Source organism: Bacillus fungorum, from assembly GCF_002746455.1.
GTDB classification, from domain to species: Bacteria; Bacillota; Bacilli; order Bacillales; family Bacillaceae_G; genus Bacillus_A; species Bacillus_A fungorum.
Genome location: NZ_NWUW01000010.1, coordinates 93260 through 112170 on the forward strand (window position 1 = coordinate 93260; position 18911 = coordinate 112170).

At 35.0% G+C, this 18911-nt stretch carries 24 protein-coding genes, 2 pseudogenes and 1 riboswitch; of the genes and pseudogenes, 7 read left to right on the plus strand and 19 right to left on the minus strand.

The window, feature by feature from the left end:
- Window positions 1-162: 162 nt before the first annotated feature.
- Complete coding sequence (locus tag CO726_RS16085; RefSeq protein WP_099684935.1) at window positions 163-1035, plus strand: YitT family protein; 873 nt, start codon at window positions 163-165, stop codon at window positions 1033-1035.
- A 408-nt stretch (window positions 1036-1443) separates the two neighbouring features.
- On the opposite strand, the gene CO726_RS16095 is transcribed toward CO726_RS16085, so the two are convergent.
- The 4 genes from CO726_RS16095 to CO726_RS16110 form a co-directional block, all read right to left on the minus strand.
- Window positions 1444-2259, minus strand: coding sequence for a DUF4247 domain-containing protein (locus CO726_RS16095; protein WP_098759828.1), 816 nt, complete (start codon window positions 2257-2259; stop codon window positions 1444-1446).
- A 12-nt stretch (window positions 2260-2271) separates the two neighbouring features.
- Window positions 2272-2778, minus strand: a complete 507-nt coding sequence (locus CO726_RS16100) for a DUF4178 domain-containing protein (protein WP_098759829.1) — start codon at window positions 2776-2778, stop codon at window positions 2272-2274.
- A gap of 21 nt (window positions 2779-2799) precedes the next feature.
- A complete protein-coding gene (locus tag CO726_RS16105) occupies window positions 2800-3204 on the minus strand; it encodes a DUF350 domain-containing protein (protein WP_000220323.1) in 405 nt (134 codons plus the stop codon).
- Window positions 3205-3284: 80 nt separating this feature from the next.
- Window positions 3285-3950: a PspA/IM30 family protein gene (locus tag CO726_RS16110; RefSeq protein WP_071710946.1), complete on the minus strand. Its 666-nt coding sequence runs from the start codon at window positions 3948-3950 to the stop codon at window positions 3285-3287.
- A 428-nt stretch (window positions 3951-4378) separates the two neighbouring features.
- Between CO726_RS16110 and CO726_RS16115 the strand changes: the two genes are divergently transcribed.
- On the plus strand, window positions 4379-4957 hold the full coding sequence (locus CO726_RS16115; protein ID WP_099684936.1) for a lipoprotein BA_5634 family protein: 579 nt from the start codon (window positions 4379-4381) through the stop codon (window positions 4955-4957).
- A gap of 36 nt (window positions 4958-4993) precedes the next feature.
- Here the strand turns inward: CO726_RS16115 and CO726_RS16120 are convergent, their stop codons facing one another.
- From CO726_RS16120 to CO726_RS16130, 3 genes are read right to left on the minus strand one after another with little or no spacing between them, the layout of a single operon-like run.
- The gene (locus CO726_RS16120) at window positions 4994-5161 is read right to left on the minus strand and encodes a FeoB-associated Cys-rich membrane protein (RefSeq protein ID WP_099684937.1); all 168 of its coding nucleotides are present in this window, start codon (window positions 5159-5161) and stop codon (window positions 4994-4996) included.
- A gap of 13 nt (window positions 5162-5174) precedes the next feature.
- Complete coding sequence (gene feoB, locus CO726_RS16125) at window positions 5175-7163, minus strand: ferrous iron transport protein B (protein WP_099684938.1); 1989 nt, start codon at window positions 7161-7163, stop codon at window positions 5175-5177.
- On the minus strand, window positions 7160-7387 hold the full coding sequence (locus tag CO726_RS16130; RefSeq protein WP_000060518.1) for a FeoA family protein: 228 nt from the start codon (window positions 7385-7387) through the stop codon (window positions 7160-7162). The genes feoB and CO726_RS16130 overlap by 4 nt, the downstream gene beginning before the upstream one ends.
- Window positions 7388-7581: 194 nt before the next feature.
- Window positions 7582-7683, plus strand: a riboswitch (TPP riboswitch).
- A 65-nt stretch (window positions 7684-7748) separates the two neighbouring features.
- Between CO726_RS16130 and thiT the strand changes: the two genes are divergently transcribed.
- Window positions 7749-8372, plus strand: a complete 624-nt coding sequence (gene thiT / locus CO726_RS16135; protein WP_136699678.1) for an energy-coupled thiamine transporter ThiT — start codon at window positions 7749-7751, stop codon at window positions 8370-8372.
- Window positions 8373-8462: 90 nt separating this feature from the next.
- Window positions 8463-8701 (plus strand): annotated as a pseudogene (locus tag CO726_RS16140) (transposase); the annotation flags it as partial.
- A gap of 599 nt (window positions 8702-9300) precedes the next feature.
- Here CO726_RS16140 and CO726_RS16145 read toward each other — a convergent pair.
- The 5 genes and pseudogenes from CO726_RS16145 to CO726_RS16165 all read right to left on the minus strand — a co-directional run.
- Window positions 9301-9714 (minus strand): annotated as a pseudogene (locus CO726_RS16145) (sensor histidine kinase); the annotation flags it as partial.
- A 23-nt stretch (window positions 9715-9737) separates the two neighbouring features.
- Entirely contained in the window at window positions 9738-10358 is a 621-nt protein-coding gene (locus tag CO726_RS16150) for a class D sortase (RefSeq protein ID WP_099684940.1), read from the minus strand.
- Window positions 10359-10447: 89 nt separating this feature from the next.
- Window positions 10448-10690, minus strand: a complete 243-nt coding sequence (locus CO726_RS16155) for an LPXTG cell wall anchor domain-containing protein (protein ID WP_099684941.1) — start codon at window positions 10688-10690, stop codon at window positions 10448-10450.
- A gap of 201 nt (window positions 10691-10891) precedes the next feature.
- Window positions 10892-11224: a hypothetical protein gene (locus tag CO726_RS16160; protein ID WP_097808223.1), complete on the minus strand. Its 333-nt coding sequence runs from the start codon at window positions 11222-11224 to the stop codon at window positions 10892-10894.
- Between the two features lie 184 nt (window positions 11225-11408).
- On the minus strand, window positions 11409-11624 hold the full coding sequence (locus CO726_RS16165) for a hypothetical protein (RefSeq protein ID WP_098759836.1): 216 nt from the start codon (window positions 11622-11624) through the stop codon (window positions 11409-11411).
- A 161-nt stretch (window positions 11625-11785) separates the two neighbouring features.
- On the opposite strand from CO726_RS16165, the gene hpt reads away from it, so the two are divergent.
- From hpt to CO726_RS16180, 3 genes are all read left to right on the plus strand, one after another.
- Window positions 11786-12313, plus strand: a complete 528-nt coding sequence (gene hpt, locus CO726_RS16170) for a hypoxanthine phosphoribosyltransferase (RefSeq protein ID WP_099684943.1) — start codon at window positions 11786-11788, stop codon at window positions 12311-12313.
- An 83-nt stretch (window positions 12314-12396) separates the two neighbouring features.
- On the plus strand, window positions 12397-13299 hold the full coding sequence (locus CO726_RS16175; RefSeq protein ID WP_099684944.1) for a diacylglycerol/lipid kinase family protein: 903 nt from the start codon (window positions 12397-12399) through the stop codon (window positions 13297-13299).
- A gap of 148 nt (window positions 13300-13447) precedes the next feature.
- A complete protein-coding gene (locus CO726_RS16180; RefSeq protein ID WP_076541021.1) occupies window positions 13448-13627 on the plus strand; it encodes a cold-inducible protein YdjO-related protein in 180 nt (59 codons plus the stop codon).
- 177 nt (window positions 13628-13804) lie between these two features.
- Here the strand turns inward: CO726_RS16180 and CO726_RS33175 are convergent, their stop codons facing one another.
- The 7 genes from CO726_RS33175 to CO726_RS16215 form a co-directional block, all read right to left on the minus strand.
- Window positions 13805-13957 carry a hypothetical protein gene (locus CO726_RS33175; RefSeq protein WP_169513041.1) on the minus strand — a complete coding sequence of 51 codons (153 nt, stop codon included), beginning with the start codon at window positions 13955-13957 and terminating at the stop codon, window positions 13805-13807.
- Window positions 13958-14027: 70 nt separating this feature from the next.
- The gene (locus CO726_RS16190) at window positions 14028-14207 is read right to left on the minus strand and encodes a hypothetical protein (RefSeq protein WP_098759839.1); all 180 of its coding nucleotides are present in this window, start codon (window positions 14205-14207) and stop codon (window positions 14028-14030) included.
- 74 nt (window positions 14208-14281) lie between these two features.
- Window positions 14282-14629, minus strand: a complete 348-nt coding sequence (locus CO726_RS16195; RefSeq protein ID WP_098759840.1) for a YxeA family protein — start codon at window positions 14627-14629, stop codon at window positions 14282-14284.
- A gap of 195 nt (window positions 14630-14824) precedes the next feature.
- Window positions 14825-15415 (minus strand): DedA family protein, encoded by a 591-nt coding sequence (locus tag CO726_RS16200; RefSeq protein ID WP_099684946.1) that lies wholly within the window; start codon window positions 15413-15415, stop codon window positions 14825-14827.
- Window positions 15415-15993: a class I SAM-dependent methyltransferase gene (locus CO726_RS16205; protein WP_098759842.1), complete on the minus strand. Its 579-nt coding sequence runs from the start codon at window positions 15991-15993 to the stop codon at window positions 15415-15417. The genes CO726_RS16200 and CO726_RS16205 overlap by 1 nt, the downstream gene beginning before the upstream one ends.
- A 148-nt stretch (window positions 15994-16141) precedes the next feature.
- Window positions 16142-18091: an ABC transporter permease gene (locus CO726_RS16210; RefSeq protein ID WP_099684947.1), complete on the minus strand. Its 1950-nt coding sequence runs from the start codon at window positions 18089-18091 to the stop codon at window positions 16142-16144.
- Window positions 18078-18848, minus strand: coding sequence for an ABC transporter ATP-binding protein (locus CO726_RS16215; protein WP_098759844.1), 771 nt, complete (start codon window positions 18846-18848; stop codon window positions 18078-18080). The genes CO726_RS16210 and CO726_RS16215 overlap by 14 nt, the downstream gene beginning before the upstream one ends.
- Window positions 18849-18911 lie beyond the last annotated feature (63 nt).

An 18911-nucleotide genomic window follows, 5' to 3' on the forward strand; every position in this document is an offset into this window, starting at 1 on the left:
GGATTTCCTATACCCATTTCAAAAATATTTTAAAGATAATATGGTGATAATATTCCCTGCATACATCCATTAAAGGAGAATTTTTTCATATTAAATGTTAAAATAAGATTTAGGTGTAAATTACGTAACAAATAAGAAACTAGTTTGAAACGAGGAAATTATATGGAGAAAATTATCACAAACAAGCGCAATAAGCTAAAAATTGCTTCAAAAGCTTTGATGATTATTATCGGGGCATTTATCACAGCGTACGGATTAGAAGCAGTATTAATTCCAAATAACGTATCAGACGGTGGTGTGACTGGTTTAAGTATTGTTAGTTCAAGATTATTTGGATTGCCATTAGGAGCTCTAATCGCAGTTATTAACATTCCTTTCGTTTGGTTAGGATATAAGCAAATCGGTAAAAGCTTTGCGATTTATTCTATTATCGGAATTGCTTCATTAGCGATAGGTACCGTTGTCATGCACGGAATACCAGCCATTATTGAAGGCGATACATTATTAGTTACAGTTGTTGGTGGTATTATCATCGGTTTTGGTATGGGACTCGCATTACGTAACGGCGGGGCATTAGATGGAATCGATATGCTAGCTGTATTGCTTTCTCGTAAATTACCATTTGGAACGAGTGACCTTATCTTATTCTTAAACATGTTCGTATTTATTTTCGTATCAACAGTATTCGGCCTTCAAGGAGCTATCCTTTCGGCCATTGCTTACTTTATCGCTTCGAAAGTGATTCATATCGTTGAAGTTGGTTTAAGTGGTTCAAAAGCATTTAAAATTATCACAAAAGAGCCTGAATTAATGGTAGAAACCATTCGCGATCGTTTAGGCCGAAGCGCGACGTATAACGAAGTGTACGGTGGTTATTCAAGAGAGAAATTCAAAGAAATTTCTTGTGTAATTAACCGTTTAGAAGAAAGTAAAATGAAAGAACTTATTAATGAAATCGATCCAAATGCCTTTATTACAGTTTATGACGTAGCAGAAGTAAAAGGCGGTAACTTTAAGAAACGTGATATTCATTAATCATTATGAATAAAGAGGGTGTGCCAACAATTTGGCACACCCTCTTCTTATTATAAAGTTTTTGTCGGTAAGTCAATATATTTTAATAATCGCTGATATATTTTTTACTCGCCCCATCTTCCCCCGCTTTTAATCCATGCTACGTATTTTTGAAAGGAGGGGCAGTGGAGCGGAGTATATAGAAATAGAGTACATGTACATAGTATCCATAGAATACCTACTACAAAGTGAAATTTCATCGTTGTGCTAATAAACAAACTGAGGAATAAGACGAGGAACAGAATCAAACTAAACTTTATATATATTCATAATAATCTCCTCCTTATAACTTAATTGCACCAGCTACAAGGAATTAAGTTCCATAATAAAAAAAGACCAAAAAGCAAATTCCACTCTTCGGTCTCTCTACTATCTTCTCTTCGTAATGTTTCCCGAACCACCGACCCTCGTTTTTGGGGGAGATGTATTCTTTGGCGGAGTTTTAATAGATGATTTCGGCTTCACATCTGATCCGCTCGAACCACCTGGATTTTTCGTTATTTTCCCTTTGCTTCCAGTAGAAGGCGGAGGGGTACTACTTCCTTTTTTCGTAATACTTCCTGTATCTCCTACAGAAGATTTCGAATCTACATTATCGCCACGCTTAATAATAGATCCTTTTCCTTCCTTCGTAATTGGAGGCGGGGTTTTCTTTTCTTCTTTCGTAGGTGGTCTCTCTGGAATAACCGGTTTATAATTTTGTCTGTCATTATATCCGCGATAATCACCTGGTGATGATTTTCGTGAACCGAATATATCGTTTATTATACTCCCCATAATATATCCTTGTAAGAAGGATGGTTGGTAATTTTGACGAACAAATTCTTCATTACTTACTTCAATTAACGTATCAGATGGTTTCTCTTTATCCTTTTGAAGACTATATATTTCACCCGAATAAACGAGAAACATTTGATTTTCGTCTTCTTTAGATGCTTGCTTCGGTTTCCTTTCAGCTATAAGTTCCTTCGCTACGTCAGGAACAGACCGATTGGCGGCCCTATACACGTAAGATTCTTGTTTACCTTCCTTTTTGACAGACTCAAGTGGATAACGGTCTTGAATTGACTTTGTCTGTCCGCCTTGATAATCTGATAAGGCATAACCAACAACAACAAGTAATGTAACAATAACAAGTATAGAGATCACAAGCGATTTAATCATGGTAAACAATCGTTTTGACATGATTACGCCCCCTTACGTTGCTCTTATGATTTGTACATCAGCAGGAATAATTGCTTCTCCCTCATACATCATTGTGCGACCATTTTGCCATTCAATACGTAATAATTTCCGGTTATCTGATTGGAATTCCCATACATACTGTTCCTCTGAAGCAGAGAATGGTGTTTTCCCCATCACAACAACACGTCCGTTATATTGCTCTTCCATATGGTACTCGGTATCATCCATTTCAATTGTCGTCGGAATTTCATCAATTGAATCTAAACGACCATCAATTGGTGTATATAATTTGTAATACGTATTTTCACGGTCTTCAATTTTTAAATAACGAATGTCTTTTCCGTCTTGCAGCGTCAAAACAATTTCCTTGCGCGAATGCATACTCGTTTTCCCAATTAATTCATACATGACTAATGAAACTTCAATCATATCGCCAGGAGCTAACGTTAAAAGACTTTTTTCTGGCTTCGGCTGCTCTGGGCTTTTCATTATATTTTTAATTCGTTTAAATAAACTCATGATCTACCCCTCCTTTTCTCTTTATAAACAAGCACCTAAAATAAGTGCACCAACAATATGTAATGATCCAGCTAACATGGCATGCGCAACGCTGCCTTCTTTCGTTCCTTCTTCTAAATCTAAACCAGACATTTTCTTTAATACGAATTCGATAAACATTTCTACAACTAATAAAATAACGAAAGAAACTGCGGAAGCAAGAAGCGCCTGCCATAAGTCATTTGCTTTCGTTATTGATTGGGATAAAATGTACCCTTGCGCAAATAATTTCATAACGAAACGAGTGGTTACAGCTGTATTCCCATTTTTTATTTCTTTTAAATCATTGTATTTTGTAAAAATTGAATCAACCCACATAATTGCAAATAAAAGTACTGCACTCGCTCCAGTCCATACAAGCATGGCTAATACATTTGTCCATGTCATTGCAAAACCTCCTCTAAAAAGTAATAGAAAACCGACATGAATTTATTTAGACATGTCGGTTCATTTGTCTCTATTTTATATTATTTCTCATACTGCTTCATAATACGAGCTAATTCATCGTCAACAGCAGAATTTTTATTTAAGCTTGCGAATTCATCATCTAATGATTTTTCTTTCTTATAAACTTCGCCGCTTGCTTCTGCTTCAGCCTCTAATTGAAGAGCTTTCTCTTCCATACGGCTTAAACCAGCTTTCGCTGAATTTGAATCAAATCCAGACATCGCCTGATTAATATTCTTTTGTGCTTTTGCTGCATTTACACGTGCTACAAGTGTTTCACGTTTATTTTTCAGCTCTGTTAATTGCTTACGCATTTCTTCTAACTTCGCACGAAGATTATCAGCAGCAGCTTTGTTTTGCTCGTAGCTTGCTTTATACTCATTCATCTTTTGCTCTGCATTTTGTTTTTCCTCTAAGGCACGGCGCGCAAGATCTAAATTACTAGCTTGAACAGCCATATGAGCTTGCTCTTCACGTTTTTTCACAAGTGCTTCTTGCTCTTCAAATAATAATTTAAATTTCTTCTCAAGTGCGATTTGAGCTGCTACACTTTTCTCAGCTTCTTGTACATCCGCTTGCATATCGCGTAAATATTGATCTGTCATCTTAACTGGATCTTCCGCTTTTTCAATTAATGAATACACATTTGACATTGTTAAATCTCGTAATCGTTTAAATACAGACATCCGAATTCCTCCTATGATATACCTCATATTTCAAATTCACTACTTGGAAAACTTAAAAATCTCCCTTTACAGTAAAGAATATTCATTTTTACAGCCTATGTGTTTATTATAACAAAACTAAGATGTCCTTACATGTTATTTCCAAAACACATCCAATATAATATGACATTCCAGTTAAAATATTACATTCATAATATATTATTATATTCAATTAATTACATATTATCAATAACTCTTTCTAAAATCAACTTACTTTGGTGCACTTTCACTACATTACATAAGTGTAATGGTACTGTAAGCTAACTCGATAGTTACGTTTCGATATTTCTTATACACTAATACCAGAAGCAACAAACACGCTTCCCATAATGTAAAGCCTAATACAAAAACTGTATTTACTATAAAACATATAAAAAGGAGAAATCATCATGAAAAAATTAGTAGGAATCGGATTAGCAGCAGCAATTTCACTTGGAGCCCTATCAGGTTGTTCTTTATTAGGAGATAAAGCGAACGGTTTTGTACTGTACGGATCAGAAGAGCAAGTTCAGCAAATTACAGATAAAAACAAAAAAGAAGTGAAAGAAAAAGACTTCTACAAAATGAAAATGACCACATTAGAGGGTAAAAAAGTTCTTGTCATGGATAAGAAAACTGGTGAAGAACTCGTAAAAAAAGAGTTACTTAGCAAAGTTGATAAAAACGATGATACAAAACCGCTTGATAAATTACCAGCTGTAACAACAGAACAAGGGGTATTATTCGCCAAAGAAAAAGTAGAAAATGCTACACTTGATGGGGCTAAATTAAAATACGAAGGCAACACAATTATCGGAAGTGGCCGTGCATATGCCGACATGTTCGCGATTGTAGATGATGCAACTTACGGAAATGTAAAAGGCGATGAAAAATCTGTTGGGATATTAAAATTCGATAAAGACCCTAGTAAAGAATTCCCTGGTTATAACGGCGTAGAAGCTTCTCAACTTGTAAAAATTAAAAAATAAAACAAAAAAGCTTTGCGAAATTCGCAAAGCTTTTTTCTATTTATGAGCAACTTGCTCCATATCTGGACTACAAGTTTTCGATTGACATGACTTATTTAAAGAACATGCTGCGCATTTTCCCTTTTTACTTCTCTTTACAAAATTAACTAACGTATATATTGCATAACCAAAAATGATAGCTCCAATTATAATATTGACCATCATTATACATCTCCTTCTAGAATCCGAGTAAAGATCCAACTTGGTATATAATAAGCGTTAATATATAAGCAACTACGAGCGGATAAACGACTGAGAAAATCGTCCACTTCGCTGACCCTGTTTCACGTTTAATAACGGCTACTGTCGCTAAGCACGGAACGTATAATAAAATAAAGAACATAAATGCATATGCTGATAGCGCCGTATAATGTGCTCCCATTACATTCCCTAGCACATCTTCTTTAACCGCATAAATAATTGCCATTGTAGAAACGACAACTTCTTTCGCTAAAAATCCTGTTAAAAGGGAGGCTGCAGCTTGCCACGTTCCAAAGCCGAGCGGTGCAAATAGTGGTGCGATAAATCCACCAATCATTGCTAAGAAACTGTCTCCCATATCAACACCAAATCCTGATGGACCTGCATAATTTAATAACCAAATAACAACAGAACCACCGAATATGAATGTACCTGCTTTACGAACAAATCCCTTACCTTTCTCCCACGTGCTTAGCCATAATGTTTTTGCTTGTGGCACACGGTAAGGCGGTAGTTCAATGACAAAAATAGATTTTTCCGCTTTTAAAATAGTAAGCGACATAATTTTGGTAACGAGTAATGCAAGAATAATACCTGCAACATATAAAGAAAACACAACAGTCGCCTGACTATGAGGGAAGAATACTCCCGCAAATAGTGCATATACAGGTAAACGTGCCGAACAAGACATAAACGGTGTTACAAGAACTGTAAGTAAACGTTCTTTTTCTTGTTCAATTGTTCTCGCTGCCATAATACCTGGAACATTACATCCAAAACCGATAATCATTGGAATGAACGCTTTTCCGTTTAAACCGAAGAATTCCATGATTCTATCCATAACAACTGCAATTCGCGCCATATACCCTGAGTCTTCTAATAATGAAATGAAAAAGAATAGTGCAAAGATTTGTGGCACAAATACTAATACAGCGCCAACACCGGCGATAATCCCTTCCGTAACAAGCGCTTGAATAAAATCAGAAGCACCAATACTTGTGAGTCCAGCTGTCACCCAATCCGTAAGCTGTCCACCAAAAAACTCATCTAACATATCCGATAAAGGTGTCCCAATCCACGTAAACGTAACCTGAAAAATAAAAAACATAACTGCTAAAAAGATTGGAAGTCCTAAAACTTTATGTGTAATTAACCTATCAATTTTTTCTGAAAAAGGAATTTTTCCTTCTTTCTCATGCTGTATAACATTTGTTTTTAACTTTTCAATATACGCTTCACGAGTTTTGTAAATATGCTCCTCCAACGTACAATCAAGTTTGCCTTCTAAGCGAGATCGAATGGCTATTAGTTCCTTATAAATTGGCAATACTTTCATTTCTTTTTCTACTACTTCGTTATTACTTAAAAATTGAAGAGCTAACCATCTTGGATGCTCGTAATTCACTTTTTCTAAAAGAGAAATTGTCTCCTCGATTCCTTCATCCATTTGTACACCATATGAAATAACGAATGGCTTTTTCTCTTTTTTGTCATTTTCTTTAAGCGTAGCAAGTAGTTCTTCACAGCCTTTTCCACTTCTTGCAACGACAGGAACGACTGTTACACCTAATAGTTCTGATAATCGTTTTACATCAATTACAATGCCTCGTTGCTTTGCCACATCGACCATATTTAATCCAATTGAAACCGGCTTTCCAAATTCAAGTAATTGCAACGTTAAATGCATATTTCTCTCGAATTGCGAAGAATCCACTATATTTAACATATGATGAAATTCGTCTGTTAGTAGAAAATTCGTAACAACACCTTCATCACGTGAAACTGGATTTAAATCATAAACGCCTGGTAAATCAATTAATGTTCCTTGTCTATCTTTTAATTTACCAACCTTTTTTTCTACTGTTACACCGCTCCAGTTTCCTACATATTCATAAGAACCAGTAAGTGCATTAAATAATGATGTCTTCCCTGTATTTGGATTCCCTAGCAAAGCTACCTTATTCACGCTAATTCCACCTTTATCATTTTCGCGTCACAATGACGAATACTAATTAACTGTCCACGACACTCTAATGTACAGGGACCTTTGAACATCGCTTTCTGCTTCATACGAAGTTCGCTTCCTTCAGAAAGACCGAAAGCAGCCAATCTTCTCTTTAATAAATGATCTAAAGACTGAACACTTTTCACTAACACTTTCTCACCAATTTTAATATCTACTAAACTCATAACCTTCCCCCTCAGAAGAGAATGATAATTATTTTCAAAAAAATTATAGCACACTCTATTTCTCTTGTACTATACCCTTTTGCTTCATATTTATTAACATTTCGCTACAATTCTATTTCAACCATTGTCATAACAGATTCATTTGCCATTCTCATCCATTTCGCTTACAATAAACAATAGCAAATAAAGAATCTCGTTATCACAGGGGGAGCCATGCCGCTGAGAGGGAACACTTCGTTCCGACCCTTCGAACCTGTTAGTTAATGCTAACGCAGGGATTGTGCAAACGTCCGAAATACATACCTCTTTTTTATTTACGTATTTCGTATCCTCCTATGATATCTATTCTTTTTTGTATAACTTGGATTTAGGGGGAGACAACATGCGTAACACCAATTTACAAGCGATGATCGAATCTGCAATTCTTGCAGCCTTCGCCCTGGTCATCGACATTTTACCATTATCAATCAAACTTCCAACAGGCGGTTCCATTTCATTTGCTATGATTCCTATTTTTATTATCGCATACCGCTGGGGCTTCAAAATGGCTTTCTTAGGGGGCTTAATTTGGGGATTATTACAAATTGTCGTAGGCGATGCCATTATATTAACACCAATTCAAGTACTCATTGAATACTTCGTTGCTTTTGCATTCATTGGATTTGCTGGACTCTTTTATAAAAAAATTCAACAAACTCTAATCAACGGTGAAGGAAAGAAAACCATTTTCTATATTATTCTTGCTACATTCGTTGGTAGCTTTGCTCGCTACTTCTGTCACTTTATTGCCGGTATTATTTTTTGGGGACAATATGCACCGAAAGGTCAATCAGCTGTGCTATATTCATTAATCGTAAATGGTAGTACAATGATTGGTTCCTATATTCTATGTACCATTTTACTTATATTTTTATTTATTACTTCACCACGTTTATTCAAAAGCATCAATGCTTATCAACTGAGTTCGAACAAAAAGAGCGCTTAATGTGGTATTATCCCCTACAGGTAGACAGTAAAAAAAAGAGTCCATCTGGTATGATGAACTCAATACAGTTTTATCTATAGGGGATTTTTTATGGCAAGAAAGGGACAAGCATTTCAAAAATATACAGAAGAACTAAAGCGAGAAGCAGTTCGTCTTCGAGTAGAAGAAGGAAAATCATTACGAGAAATTCGTGAACACCTTGGTATAAAGAGTGATGCACAAATTATAGAATGGGTAAAACGCCTCAACAAGGGCAGGCATTTGATGATCAACGTGGTGTTTGGAACCGTAAGAATTTTAATAGTCCTGAAGAAGAAAATGCCTATTTGATGATAACAATCCTTATTGAGAGACTCGTATAAAAAAACAATTTGTTCATTTGTGCTTTTTATAATATAACCTCCTGGAATACTAGAGGTCACCGTACATGCCCATCAAGTTAAGATTTTAAAGTACCCCCTAAATAGAAATTTTGTATTTTTATAGTACCGAAGTTTATTTTTATCGTTTTGGGGAACAACAGATTTTTTAATTTGATAGCAATTGGTGCTACCCCATCGCTATCAAGCTAAAATTTTGAAGTACCCTCAAAATGAAAATTTTCTTTCTCTACTGTAAATGATTATTCTTAAATGCACAGTTTCGCTTGTGTAAAGATGTACAGAAATGCTTTATATATCAACAGAAATTATTTGTTTCTAGATCCGTACTACCGCCTTTCGCTAACGCTTCAGTTGTTGACATGAATGCAGTTGAAGCGTTTTTGTTACACAAATCCCATTCAACTACATTCATGAAAAAGTAAAAAAACAATGTACAACAGACATCCCTGTACATATATTTTTAGTTAAAATGGCTTAATATCAATAGTTTCCTTAGACTTCCCCAATCATTTTTAAACGTTTTTATTCAATCAAAAATGTACATTTGGACCTATATTTTTATGAACACGAAGTTCTTTTTTCTCTATTTCTACAGAAAGGTGTTCACATATATCTTCAATTACTGTATCAATATAAAATAAATCCTTTTTCATTTTATATGTACCTGACTCAAATTTAGCTAACTCAAGCATATCAAAAATTAACGTATCCATTTTATCTACTTCTCGTTCCATCGCTTGAAAATAGTACTCTTTTTTATACTCAGCTACCCCGTCTTTTAAAATAGAAATACAGCTTTTCATAATACTCAGTGGTGTTTTTAATTCATGTGAAACACCAGAAATAAATTCTTTTCGCGTCTTTTCTAATTTTCTTTCCTTTTCAATATCTTGTTCTAGCTGTCCAATGTGCGAATGGAGCTTATTGGATAATACATTAATATTTTTCGATAAATCCCCTCCTGCTTTCAAAAACTACCACTTCATTTTGAATAACTAGCAGTTAACTTCGCCTCGATAATATATCTATCTGGCGCATCCCCTATATAATCAAATGGATAGCAAGTCGTCAGTGTTAGTATCGGCTCTTCTTTTTTTATAATAACAGTACGATCATCCGCATGAGTAATCCATATTTTTTGAATTTCATATGTGTAAGTTTTATTATCATACTCTAAAATAAGAGTGTCTTTTTCTTTTAACTCTCCTAAATCTGTAAAGACAGTATCCCTATGCCCACTTAGTACAGTATGTCCCCCTCCAGATGGCGTTGTCGTTACATCACTAACGAACATTCCAACCCCTTTTTTCAACGTTGCATCATTCGCTCCCCAATATATAGAAAACTTCTTTTTTATTTTCGGTATATTTAACATTGCTACCTTTTCTCCTTCTTTATGCTCTGTTTGAGAAGAAGGCACTTGAGAAGTTACGGGTGTTTCACGTGAAAGTTGAGCATGTTGTATATTGTTAAGGCTCTTTATTTCTTCTTTCGTTAGTTGTTGAGCAGAGCTTTTTCCTTTATACCACTCCATAGCATAATATGATCCCATAAATAGTCCTATAGCCATCAATATGATACCAATATAATTGAGTAACTTCATGTTTCATCCCTCCATGCCAAAAATGGTAGGAATAGCCTACCATTTTTAATATATGAAATTATCCCATTCTTTATAGGACAATATTTTATTTACGCCTTAACTTTATTGCGACGTTTCAAACCAAATAATGTCCCTATCCCTACAAGGCATGCACTTAGTGCCCTCATTGCTCCATTGTTTGATGCTGTATTTGGTAATTTTTCACCTTGTACAACTGGCTTTTCTACTTCTTTTTTTGCTTTATCTTGCTGCAGTTGCGTTGCTTCTTCCTTCGTTACTGTTCCAGTATCCGCGCTTGCTACTGAAGAATATCCTACTGTTAAAAGTGCCATTGCACAGATTGGTAATAGTTTCTTTTCATTTCTCTCCTTTTATACGTTTTACATCACTTCGCATCGGATGTATCACTAGAATAAACAAGAGATATAAATATAAGATGCAGATGAAATATATTTCATTTAAAGATTTCATTGTAGAAAAATAAAAAAACATCGCAATATATACGATGTTTTTTCGGGTGTGTGTCTCAATATTTACATGTTACTTTCGCGTGATTTAGAAGTAGAACGGGCCGGAGCGATAACTAATTGTCTCGGCTCAGTTTTCTTTAAGTGATTTTTGACGTTACACTTACGACGTTGAACAACCCACGCTTTAATAGGGTTTGTCAAAATAATCTTTTGCTCTTCGTTAGGGGCCTCTTCTTCAAACCTACAACTTTCGCTCCATTTATTCCATTTCATTGTAAAATTAGAAGAAGAATGATCGTCTTCTCGATCAAACAAGTGCAAAAAATCCATTTCGCCAGCTAGCATTACGGTGTTGCTAGTTGCTAAAAAAGAAAAGGTCGTCCAACGTTTCTCCATGCCCTCCTACTCCTTTTTCACATATAGAGTGCCTAAAACTTAATTTACCTAAAATATGCTTGCCTTTTACCTTACACCCATAGTTTATCCAAAACACTACTATGCAACTATCGATTTGCCTTACAACTACCTTACATTTTTGTAAGAAACGAAAAAACCTTCACTCTCTATACATGAAGGTTTCTCATTTTTCATCTATATGATCTTTCATACGATCGACCCCAGCTTCTTGTAGCTGTGACATCATACCGTGAGAAATTGCGCCTAATACTAAAGTCATTCCAATTAGTGAAATCCGAATCGCTGGTACATCAATTATGTAAGCCAACAGGCCAAGAACAATCGTTAAAAGTAATGCTTTTATAAATGTTGCACTTGTATACTCTTTCTTTTTCATCATAATCACCCTTTATGGAAGCGTTTTCTTAATGTAATCAGTATATCATATCATCCGACTATTTTGTGGGGATTTTTGTAAAAAACTTATATCTTCTTTGACTTTTTCCTTTCTATCCTTTACAGTCGAAATGTTCGTAAGTTTTACACTGTAGGAGGACTCCAATGAATATTGAAATAAAAGACACTTTAATTTCTGAAGAACAATTGCAAGAAAAAGTAAAAGAACTAGCGCTTCAAATCGAACGTGACTTTGAAGGAGAAGAAATCGTAGTAATCGCTGTACTAAAAGGATCTTTCGTATTCGCTGCTGATTTAATTCGTCACATTAAAAACGATGTAACAATTGACTTTATCTCTGCATCTAGCTACGGAAATCAAACAGAAACAACTGGAAAAGTAAAACTACTAAAAGATATAGATGTAAACATTACTGGAAAAAACGTAATTGTCGTAGAAGATATTATCGATTCTGGTTTAACGCTTCACTTCTTAAGAGATCACTTCTTTATGCATAAACCAAAGGCACTCAAGTTCTGTACGTTACTTGATAAGCCAGAGCGCCGTAAAGTGGACTTAAAAGCTGAATATGTTGGCTTCCAAATTCCAGATGAATTTATCGTTGGCTACGGTATCGACTGCGCAGAAAAATATCGTAACTTACCATTTATCGCTTCAGTTGTAACGAAATAATATAATAGAATAAACTTCCATCAATAGTTGATGGAAGTTTATTTTCTATCACGATTCGGAAAAAACAAAGGGAGAGAATAAAAATGACAAAGACAAAATTCGAAAAAGTACTCCTCATCGTAAATCCGAAAGCTGGACAAGGCGATTTACATACGAACTTAACGAAAATCGTACCACCTCTTGCGACAGCTTTTCCTGACTTACATATCCTTCATACGAAAAAACAAGGTGATGCAACAAAATATTGTCAGGAGTTTGCTAGTAAAGTAGATTTAATTATCGTCTTTGGTGGTGATGGAACAGTATTTGAATGCACAAATGGCTTAGCACCTCTTGAAACTAGACCTACACTTGCAATCATCCCAGGCGGAACTTGCAACGACTTCTCTCGCACACTCGGCGTTCCGCAAAACATCACAGAAGCAGCAAAACTTATTACAAAAGGGCATGTAAAACCAGTTGACGTCGCAAAAGCAAACGAGCAACATTTCTTAAACTTCTGGGGCATCGGACTTGTCTCTGAAGTATCAAACAATATTGATGCAGAAGAAAAAGCAAAGCTTGGTAAAATCGGTTACTACTTAAGCACCATTCGAACTGTCAAAAATGCTGAAACATTCCCAGTAAAAATTACGTACGACGGACAAGTATATGAAGACGAAGCTGTCCTTGTTATGGTTGGAAACGGTGAATATCTTGGCGGTATCCCGTCCTTTATTCCGAACGTAAAATGTGACGATGGAACACTTGATATTTTCGTCGTCAAATCAACAGGAATTCAAGCGTTTAAAGATTACATTGGAAAGAAATTATTTGAAGACTCAAATGAAAATGATATCTTCCACGTAAAGGCGAAATCTATTCATATTGAAACGGAAGAAGAAAAAGAAGTGGATACAGATGGAGAAAGCTCGCTTCATACACCTTGTCATATTGAACTATTACAAGGACACTTTACGATGATTTATAATCCTGCGGTTGTATAATCAATACTTCATTATACTTTAATAATTACTAAACTTCGCATTTTTACGAAAAATACAGTATAATTAATAAGCAAAAGGTTGTTAACAAAAAACGTTAACAACCTTTTTATTTTTTCAAAAAAACTTTTCACTTTAGAGGAGCGATCACATGTATTGGAGAAAAAATGATAAGCCTGTAGAAGATCCCGAAGCGATAGCTGTATGGGAATGCACGGCAGAAGACTGCCGTGGATGGATGCGTAAAAATTTTTCACTAGAAGAAGAACCAAAATGTCCATTATGCAAAAATGATATGAATAGTAGTGAGCGTTTATTACAAAAGCTCTAACTCCTGCTTTTCTCCACTTTAAATATTAAAATAAAGGATTATCTTTCTCCTTATCTACAAGATGCATTTCCTATATGTGAATCGAAAGAAAATAGATAATAGCGTAGAACATTGAAACAGAAAAGAGATGGTTTTGCCATCTCTTTTCTGTTTCAAATTCTCCTTATCAAACCCTAGTTATGCACACCGCATTTTAGCTAATAAAAAACGAAAGACTTTATCACAATCTGCATGTGCCTCTGTTAATTGTTTAAAGTAAATGATCGAACCTGTTGCAAGTAAAAATACTAATCCTAAGAAAATACCACTAAACATGATTAACCCAAACATTTCAATACCATCTCGGAAAATAGTAAAGAAAAATCCAAAACCATACAAAGTGGTTTTGGATTTAATATAGTTAAAATGTTACATTGCATTTCGAACAAAAAGGAGCAGCATTCCCTCTTCTAATTTTCTTATTACATTTTGGACAATATACATATCTCTCTTCTATCTTTTCCCGTTCTATCATATGTAAAGACACTACTCTCATACTACACATAATCCCAATTAAAATAAGGCTAACAATGAGTAACATACCTCTCACTCCTCCCCCTCTATTTTACCATAAAATAACAAACCCGATTCTTCCATCAAGAATCGGGTTTATACTTACAATCCTAACTTTACCTTTGCACCGTCAGGAATTATTTCTTCTTCTATTTGTACTTTATCGTGCACAGACTTTCCTCTCGTAATGACATGCCAGTACGAACCTTTTGGTAATGTATCCACTCCACCAATCGTTATCTCTTTTTCGTTCCCATCCTTATCATACGTGTTCACTGTATATGCTCGGCCTTTATTTCCACCTAAATCTTTTCCATCGTTATCAATTACCGCATAACGATATTCTAGTTTCAGAAACGGGTTCATGGAATCTACTTTAGCACTCCCATTTAATAAATATGCTGCTCCTGCTATGATGACGACTAATGATCCAAAAATGATTCTTTTCATCTATGTTCTACCTTTCATTATATTTTTCAATAAGACTTTTCTAAGTATAGAGAGCATTCCTTAATAAATACTCGTATGGTTTCTTAACTTTTTCTTAATGTTGAGTAATGTGGCATCACGATATATGAAATTATATCGACTGACCGTAGAAACAATAGAGGAGGCTGTCCAAAATGTATTTTGGAACAGCCTCCTCTATTTACTAACTACTGCACTTCTTTTTACATAAAACAAACTGACAACCAAAACGACAATCCCGCCAAAATACACACCATACTCTATTGCGATCGCTACAATCCTGTTAATGTGTTGTCCAAATAAAGAACCGAGCACAAAGTAAACGAGTGTCCAAACAAATCCCGTCGTATAGGAATACAAAGCATACATCCGAAATGACATGTTATTCATTCCAACTAAATACGGTACAATATGTCTTACAACTGGTATGAAGTAACTTGTGACTAAGGCATAATGACCATACTTCTCTACCATTTGTTGAGATTTCAAAAGATATTTCGCCTTTTTCTTTTTCATTAACTTACCAAGTACTTTTGTACCAAATATTTTCCCTAGTATATAACCTAAAGAAAGCCCGGATACAACGCCTAAATATGTTAACAAAAAAGCAGGAATGACACTTAATATCCCTAGTGAGGAGATAAAGCCACCACTCATTACAATCATTTCATCTGGAATTGGCATACCGATAATACCTAGCCATAAACAGAAAAATAACGCCCAATAACCGTATTGTTCAATATAAGATAATAATTCATGCAATTCCATTATGCATATGCTCTCCTTAGCTCTTTTTTACAACTAAAGACGTATGCTGGCGGGAAATTGAGCCATACTTTTTCGAGCGTAATTTCGGGAAAGAAATGCTGTATAAATCCTTTTTTCACAAGTGAATATTGAAATGTAATAAATTCACCTTTCTCATGTATTGCTTCCATTACATTGTTTAAAATGCACTTTGAAACTTCTTCTGGTAAAGATGTAAAAGGCAAGCCCGATAAGATGTAATCAACGCATTCTATATGGAACGCTTCCATATACTTTTTTATATTTTCAGCTGAACCGTGTACAACAATGACGTTCTGCTCATCTTTAAACTTTCTCTTTAACTCTTTGCAAAACACTTCATTAATTTCAATAAGAAGAAATGTTGTCTCCTTCTTCTTTCTCTTCATAATTTCTTTCGTAAAAACCCCTGTACCAGGCCCTAACTCTACGATGCACTTCGCTTTATCAAAATCAATTACATTTACCATTTTCTTTGCTAATATTTTTGAACTTGGCGCAATTGCACCAGTATGTTTCGGATGTTTAATAAATTCATGTAAGAATGTTATGAGCTGCATATAAACCTCTCCCTCTCTCCATTCGTTCAATAGTTTTTAACTTGTTTCTAAGTATAACTATCGTTTCTTAACAAAAATTGAGGAGATTTCTTAAGATTTTATGAAGAATAAAAAACAGCTACCGCTTATAGCGATAGCTGCTCCTTTATTACTTCGCACTCACAATCTTATAATAAGAACGAACTGTTAAGAAATAATATCCAATATAAATGACACCGTATACTCCAATACTAATGAGAAGCGGAATCATAATTTCAAATGGTAATATATTAGCTAAACCTTTTAGTGCAAATAAGCTGTGCAAAATACCGATTACTAATGGAATAGCGAAGATAAAGCTCACTTGTTTGGCGATAGCTTTCTTCATCTCTTGCTTCGTTACACCGACTTTATGAAGGACAATGTAACGATCACGGTCAGCACTTGCTTCTGTAAGCTGCTTAAAGTAAATGATTGAGCCTGTTGCTAATAGGAAAACTAATCCTAAAAACAGTCCGATGAACATCATTAAGCCTGTCGTTTCAAGCCCCATTTGGAATCCTGTATAGAAATCATTAAATGGTTTTAAAACTTCTGATTCACTAGCTGGCATAACGCTTGCTAATTTCGCTGTTAACTCTTTACTATTTCGCTCACCTTTTACATCAATATTTTTTACAATGCGCGTTTCGTTTACTTGTTTCGCTTTCTCATATGTTTGATCCGGAACGATTACAAATAGTTCATTTAAGTTTGTAACACTTCTACTATTTACACCTTTAATTATTAACTCTTTCGATTCATTTCCAACAGGGAATACAGCTGTATTTCCTGTGTAAAGAGGACCAAAATCAAGCTTTTCAATATATAAGCTATCGTATACAAAAGCTTCATTCGCACTTAAATTTACAGGTTCTACATCTAAATGTTTCGCAAGTGCATTAAAGTTTGATTGAGAAATAAGCTCGTACTGCTTCGTAACATTATAGTGTGTATTCAGAACTTGATCCGCTCTTTCACCTTTAAATGTTCCTTTCACAGGAATCATTTCAACTTCTGCTTCATATGTCACTGGATGATTCTTCTTCTCTCCAGCAAGTATTTCATTTACTTTTTTATCTAATGCTTCATCTTTTTTCTCATAAGAATAACTATACGGCGCAGCCACTTTTGATTGTGTGAATGTATTGTAATACATCGTAACTGACGTACCAACCGCCGTTAATGTTACTGCACTTAAAATAGCAATTGTCGCAAGTGATTTCGCGTTTCCTTTAATACGATATAGTAACTGTGATGTCGTTACCATATTCATACCGTTATAAAACGCTGCCTTATTATTTCTTGCACGTTTCAATACAAATACCGTGAAGAACATGAACAATAAATACGTTCCTGCTACTGTCGCTAATAAAATGTATAATGCAACGACCATAAAGTCTGCATACATAACTGCTTTCATGTACATTAACGCTAAGAAATAACCTGAACCGATTAAGAACACTGAAATTAATGCCATAATAACAGAACCTTTTGGCATTGCTTCTCCTTCACGTTCTGCACGGAAAAGTTCAATTAACTTAAAGCGATAAATTAAGCGATACCCTTGAAGTGATGTATATAAAATAATCACAAAGAAAATAATTGCTGTATCAATTATTGCAGCCATCGGTACTTCAAAATGAACATTTAAGTTTAATCCCATCATGCTTACTAGCAGTTCAAGGAATAGTTTTGAAAGGACGCTACCAATCGCAATCCCGATAATTAAAGACATTAATCCCATTAACATATTTTCATAAAAGAGCATTTTACCGATTTGTCTTTTTCGAATACCTAATAAGGAATATAGTCCAACCTCTTTTTTACGTTTACGTGTAAAGAATCCGTTCGAATATATAATGAACACTGCCACGAAAATAATTAGCATGACACTTGAAACTTGGAATGCTCCACTAATTTTTTTAGAAGCTTCCGCTGCTTTTTCCATTTGTGAATTATATTGCAGTGCTTTAAATGTAAAATAAATAACAATACTAAAAATCATAGATGCAAAATATACAAAGTAGTCTTTAAAGTTCCGCTGTATATTGCGGAGGGCAATACTAGATAAGGTCATCAGCCATACCTCCGGAAATAGAAGACATTACGTCAACGACTTGTTGGAAGAATTGTTTACGCGTTAATTCGCCGCGGTGTAATTCTTTATATAACTCACCATCTTTAATGAAAATAACTCGTTTACAGTAACTTGCCGCAAACGCATCGTGCGTTACCATTAAAATTGTAGAGTTATCATATTCATTTAATGACTTCATACTTTCAAGTAAATCTGTTGCAGATTTAGAATCAAGCGCTCCAGTTGGCTCGTCCCCGAAAATCATACTTGGATTCGTAACGATTGCACGTGATGCTGCGCAGCGCTGTTTCTGTCCGCCCGACACTTGATATGGGAACTGACTTAAAATATGATCAATACCGAACTTTTTCGAGATTTCAAGAACACGTCGATCAATCTCACTCGCTTTCACCTTTGATAACGCCAGAGGTAACGCAATATTCTCTTTCACCGTTAACGTATCTAATAAATTATAATCTTGGAAAATGAAACCTAAATGATCGCGGCGGAATAACGCTAACTTATCATCATTCATTTTCACGATATCTTTTCCATCAATTAAAATCTCACCGTTCGTCGCATTATCAATTGTAGAAAGAACGTTTAGTAAAGTCGTCTTACCCGAACCAGACGGTCCCATAATTCCAACAAACTCACCTTCTTTTACTTGTAAGTTAATACCTTTTAACGCCTCAAATTTATTTCCACCCGTGTCATATACTTTTTTAATATTTTTTGCTTCTAACACTGTTTTCATCTCGACATCCCTCATTTCTTCTATTCTCTATTTTCACTATATACATTCTCTACTCTTGCCACT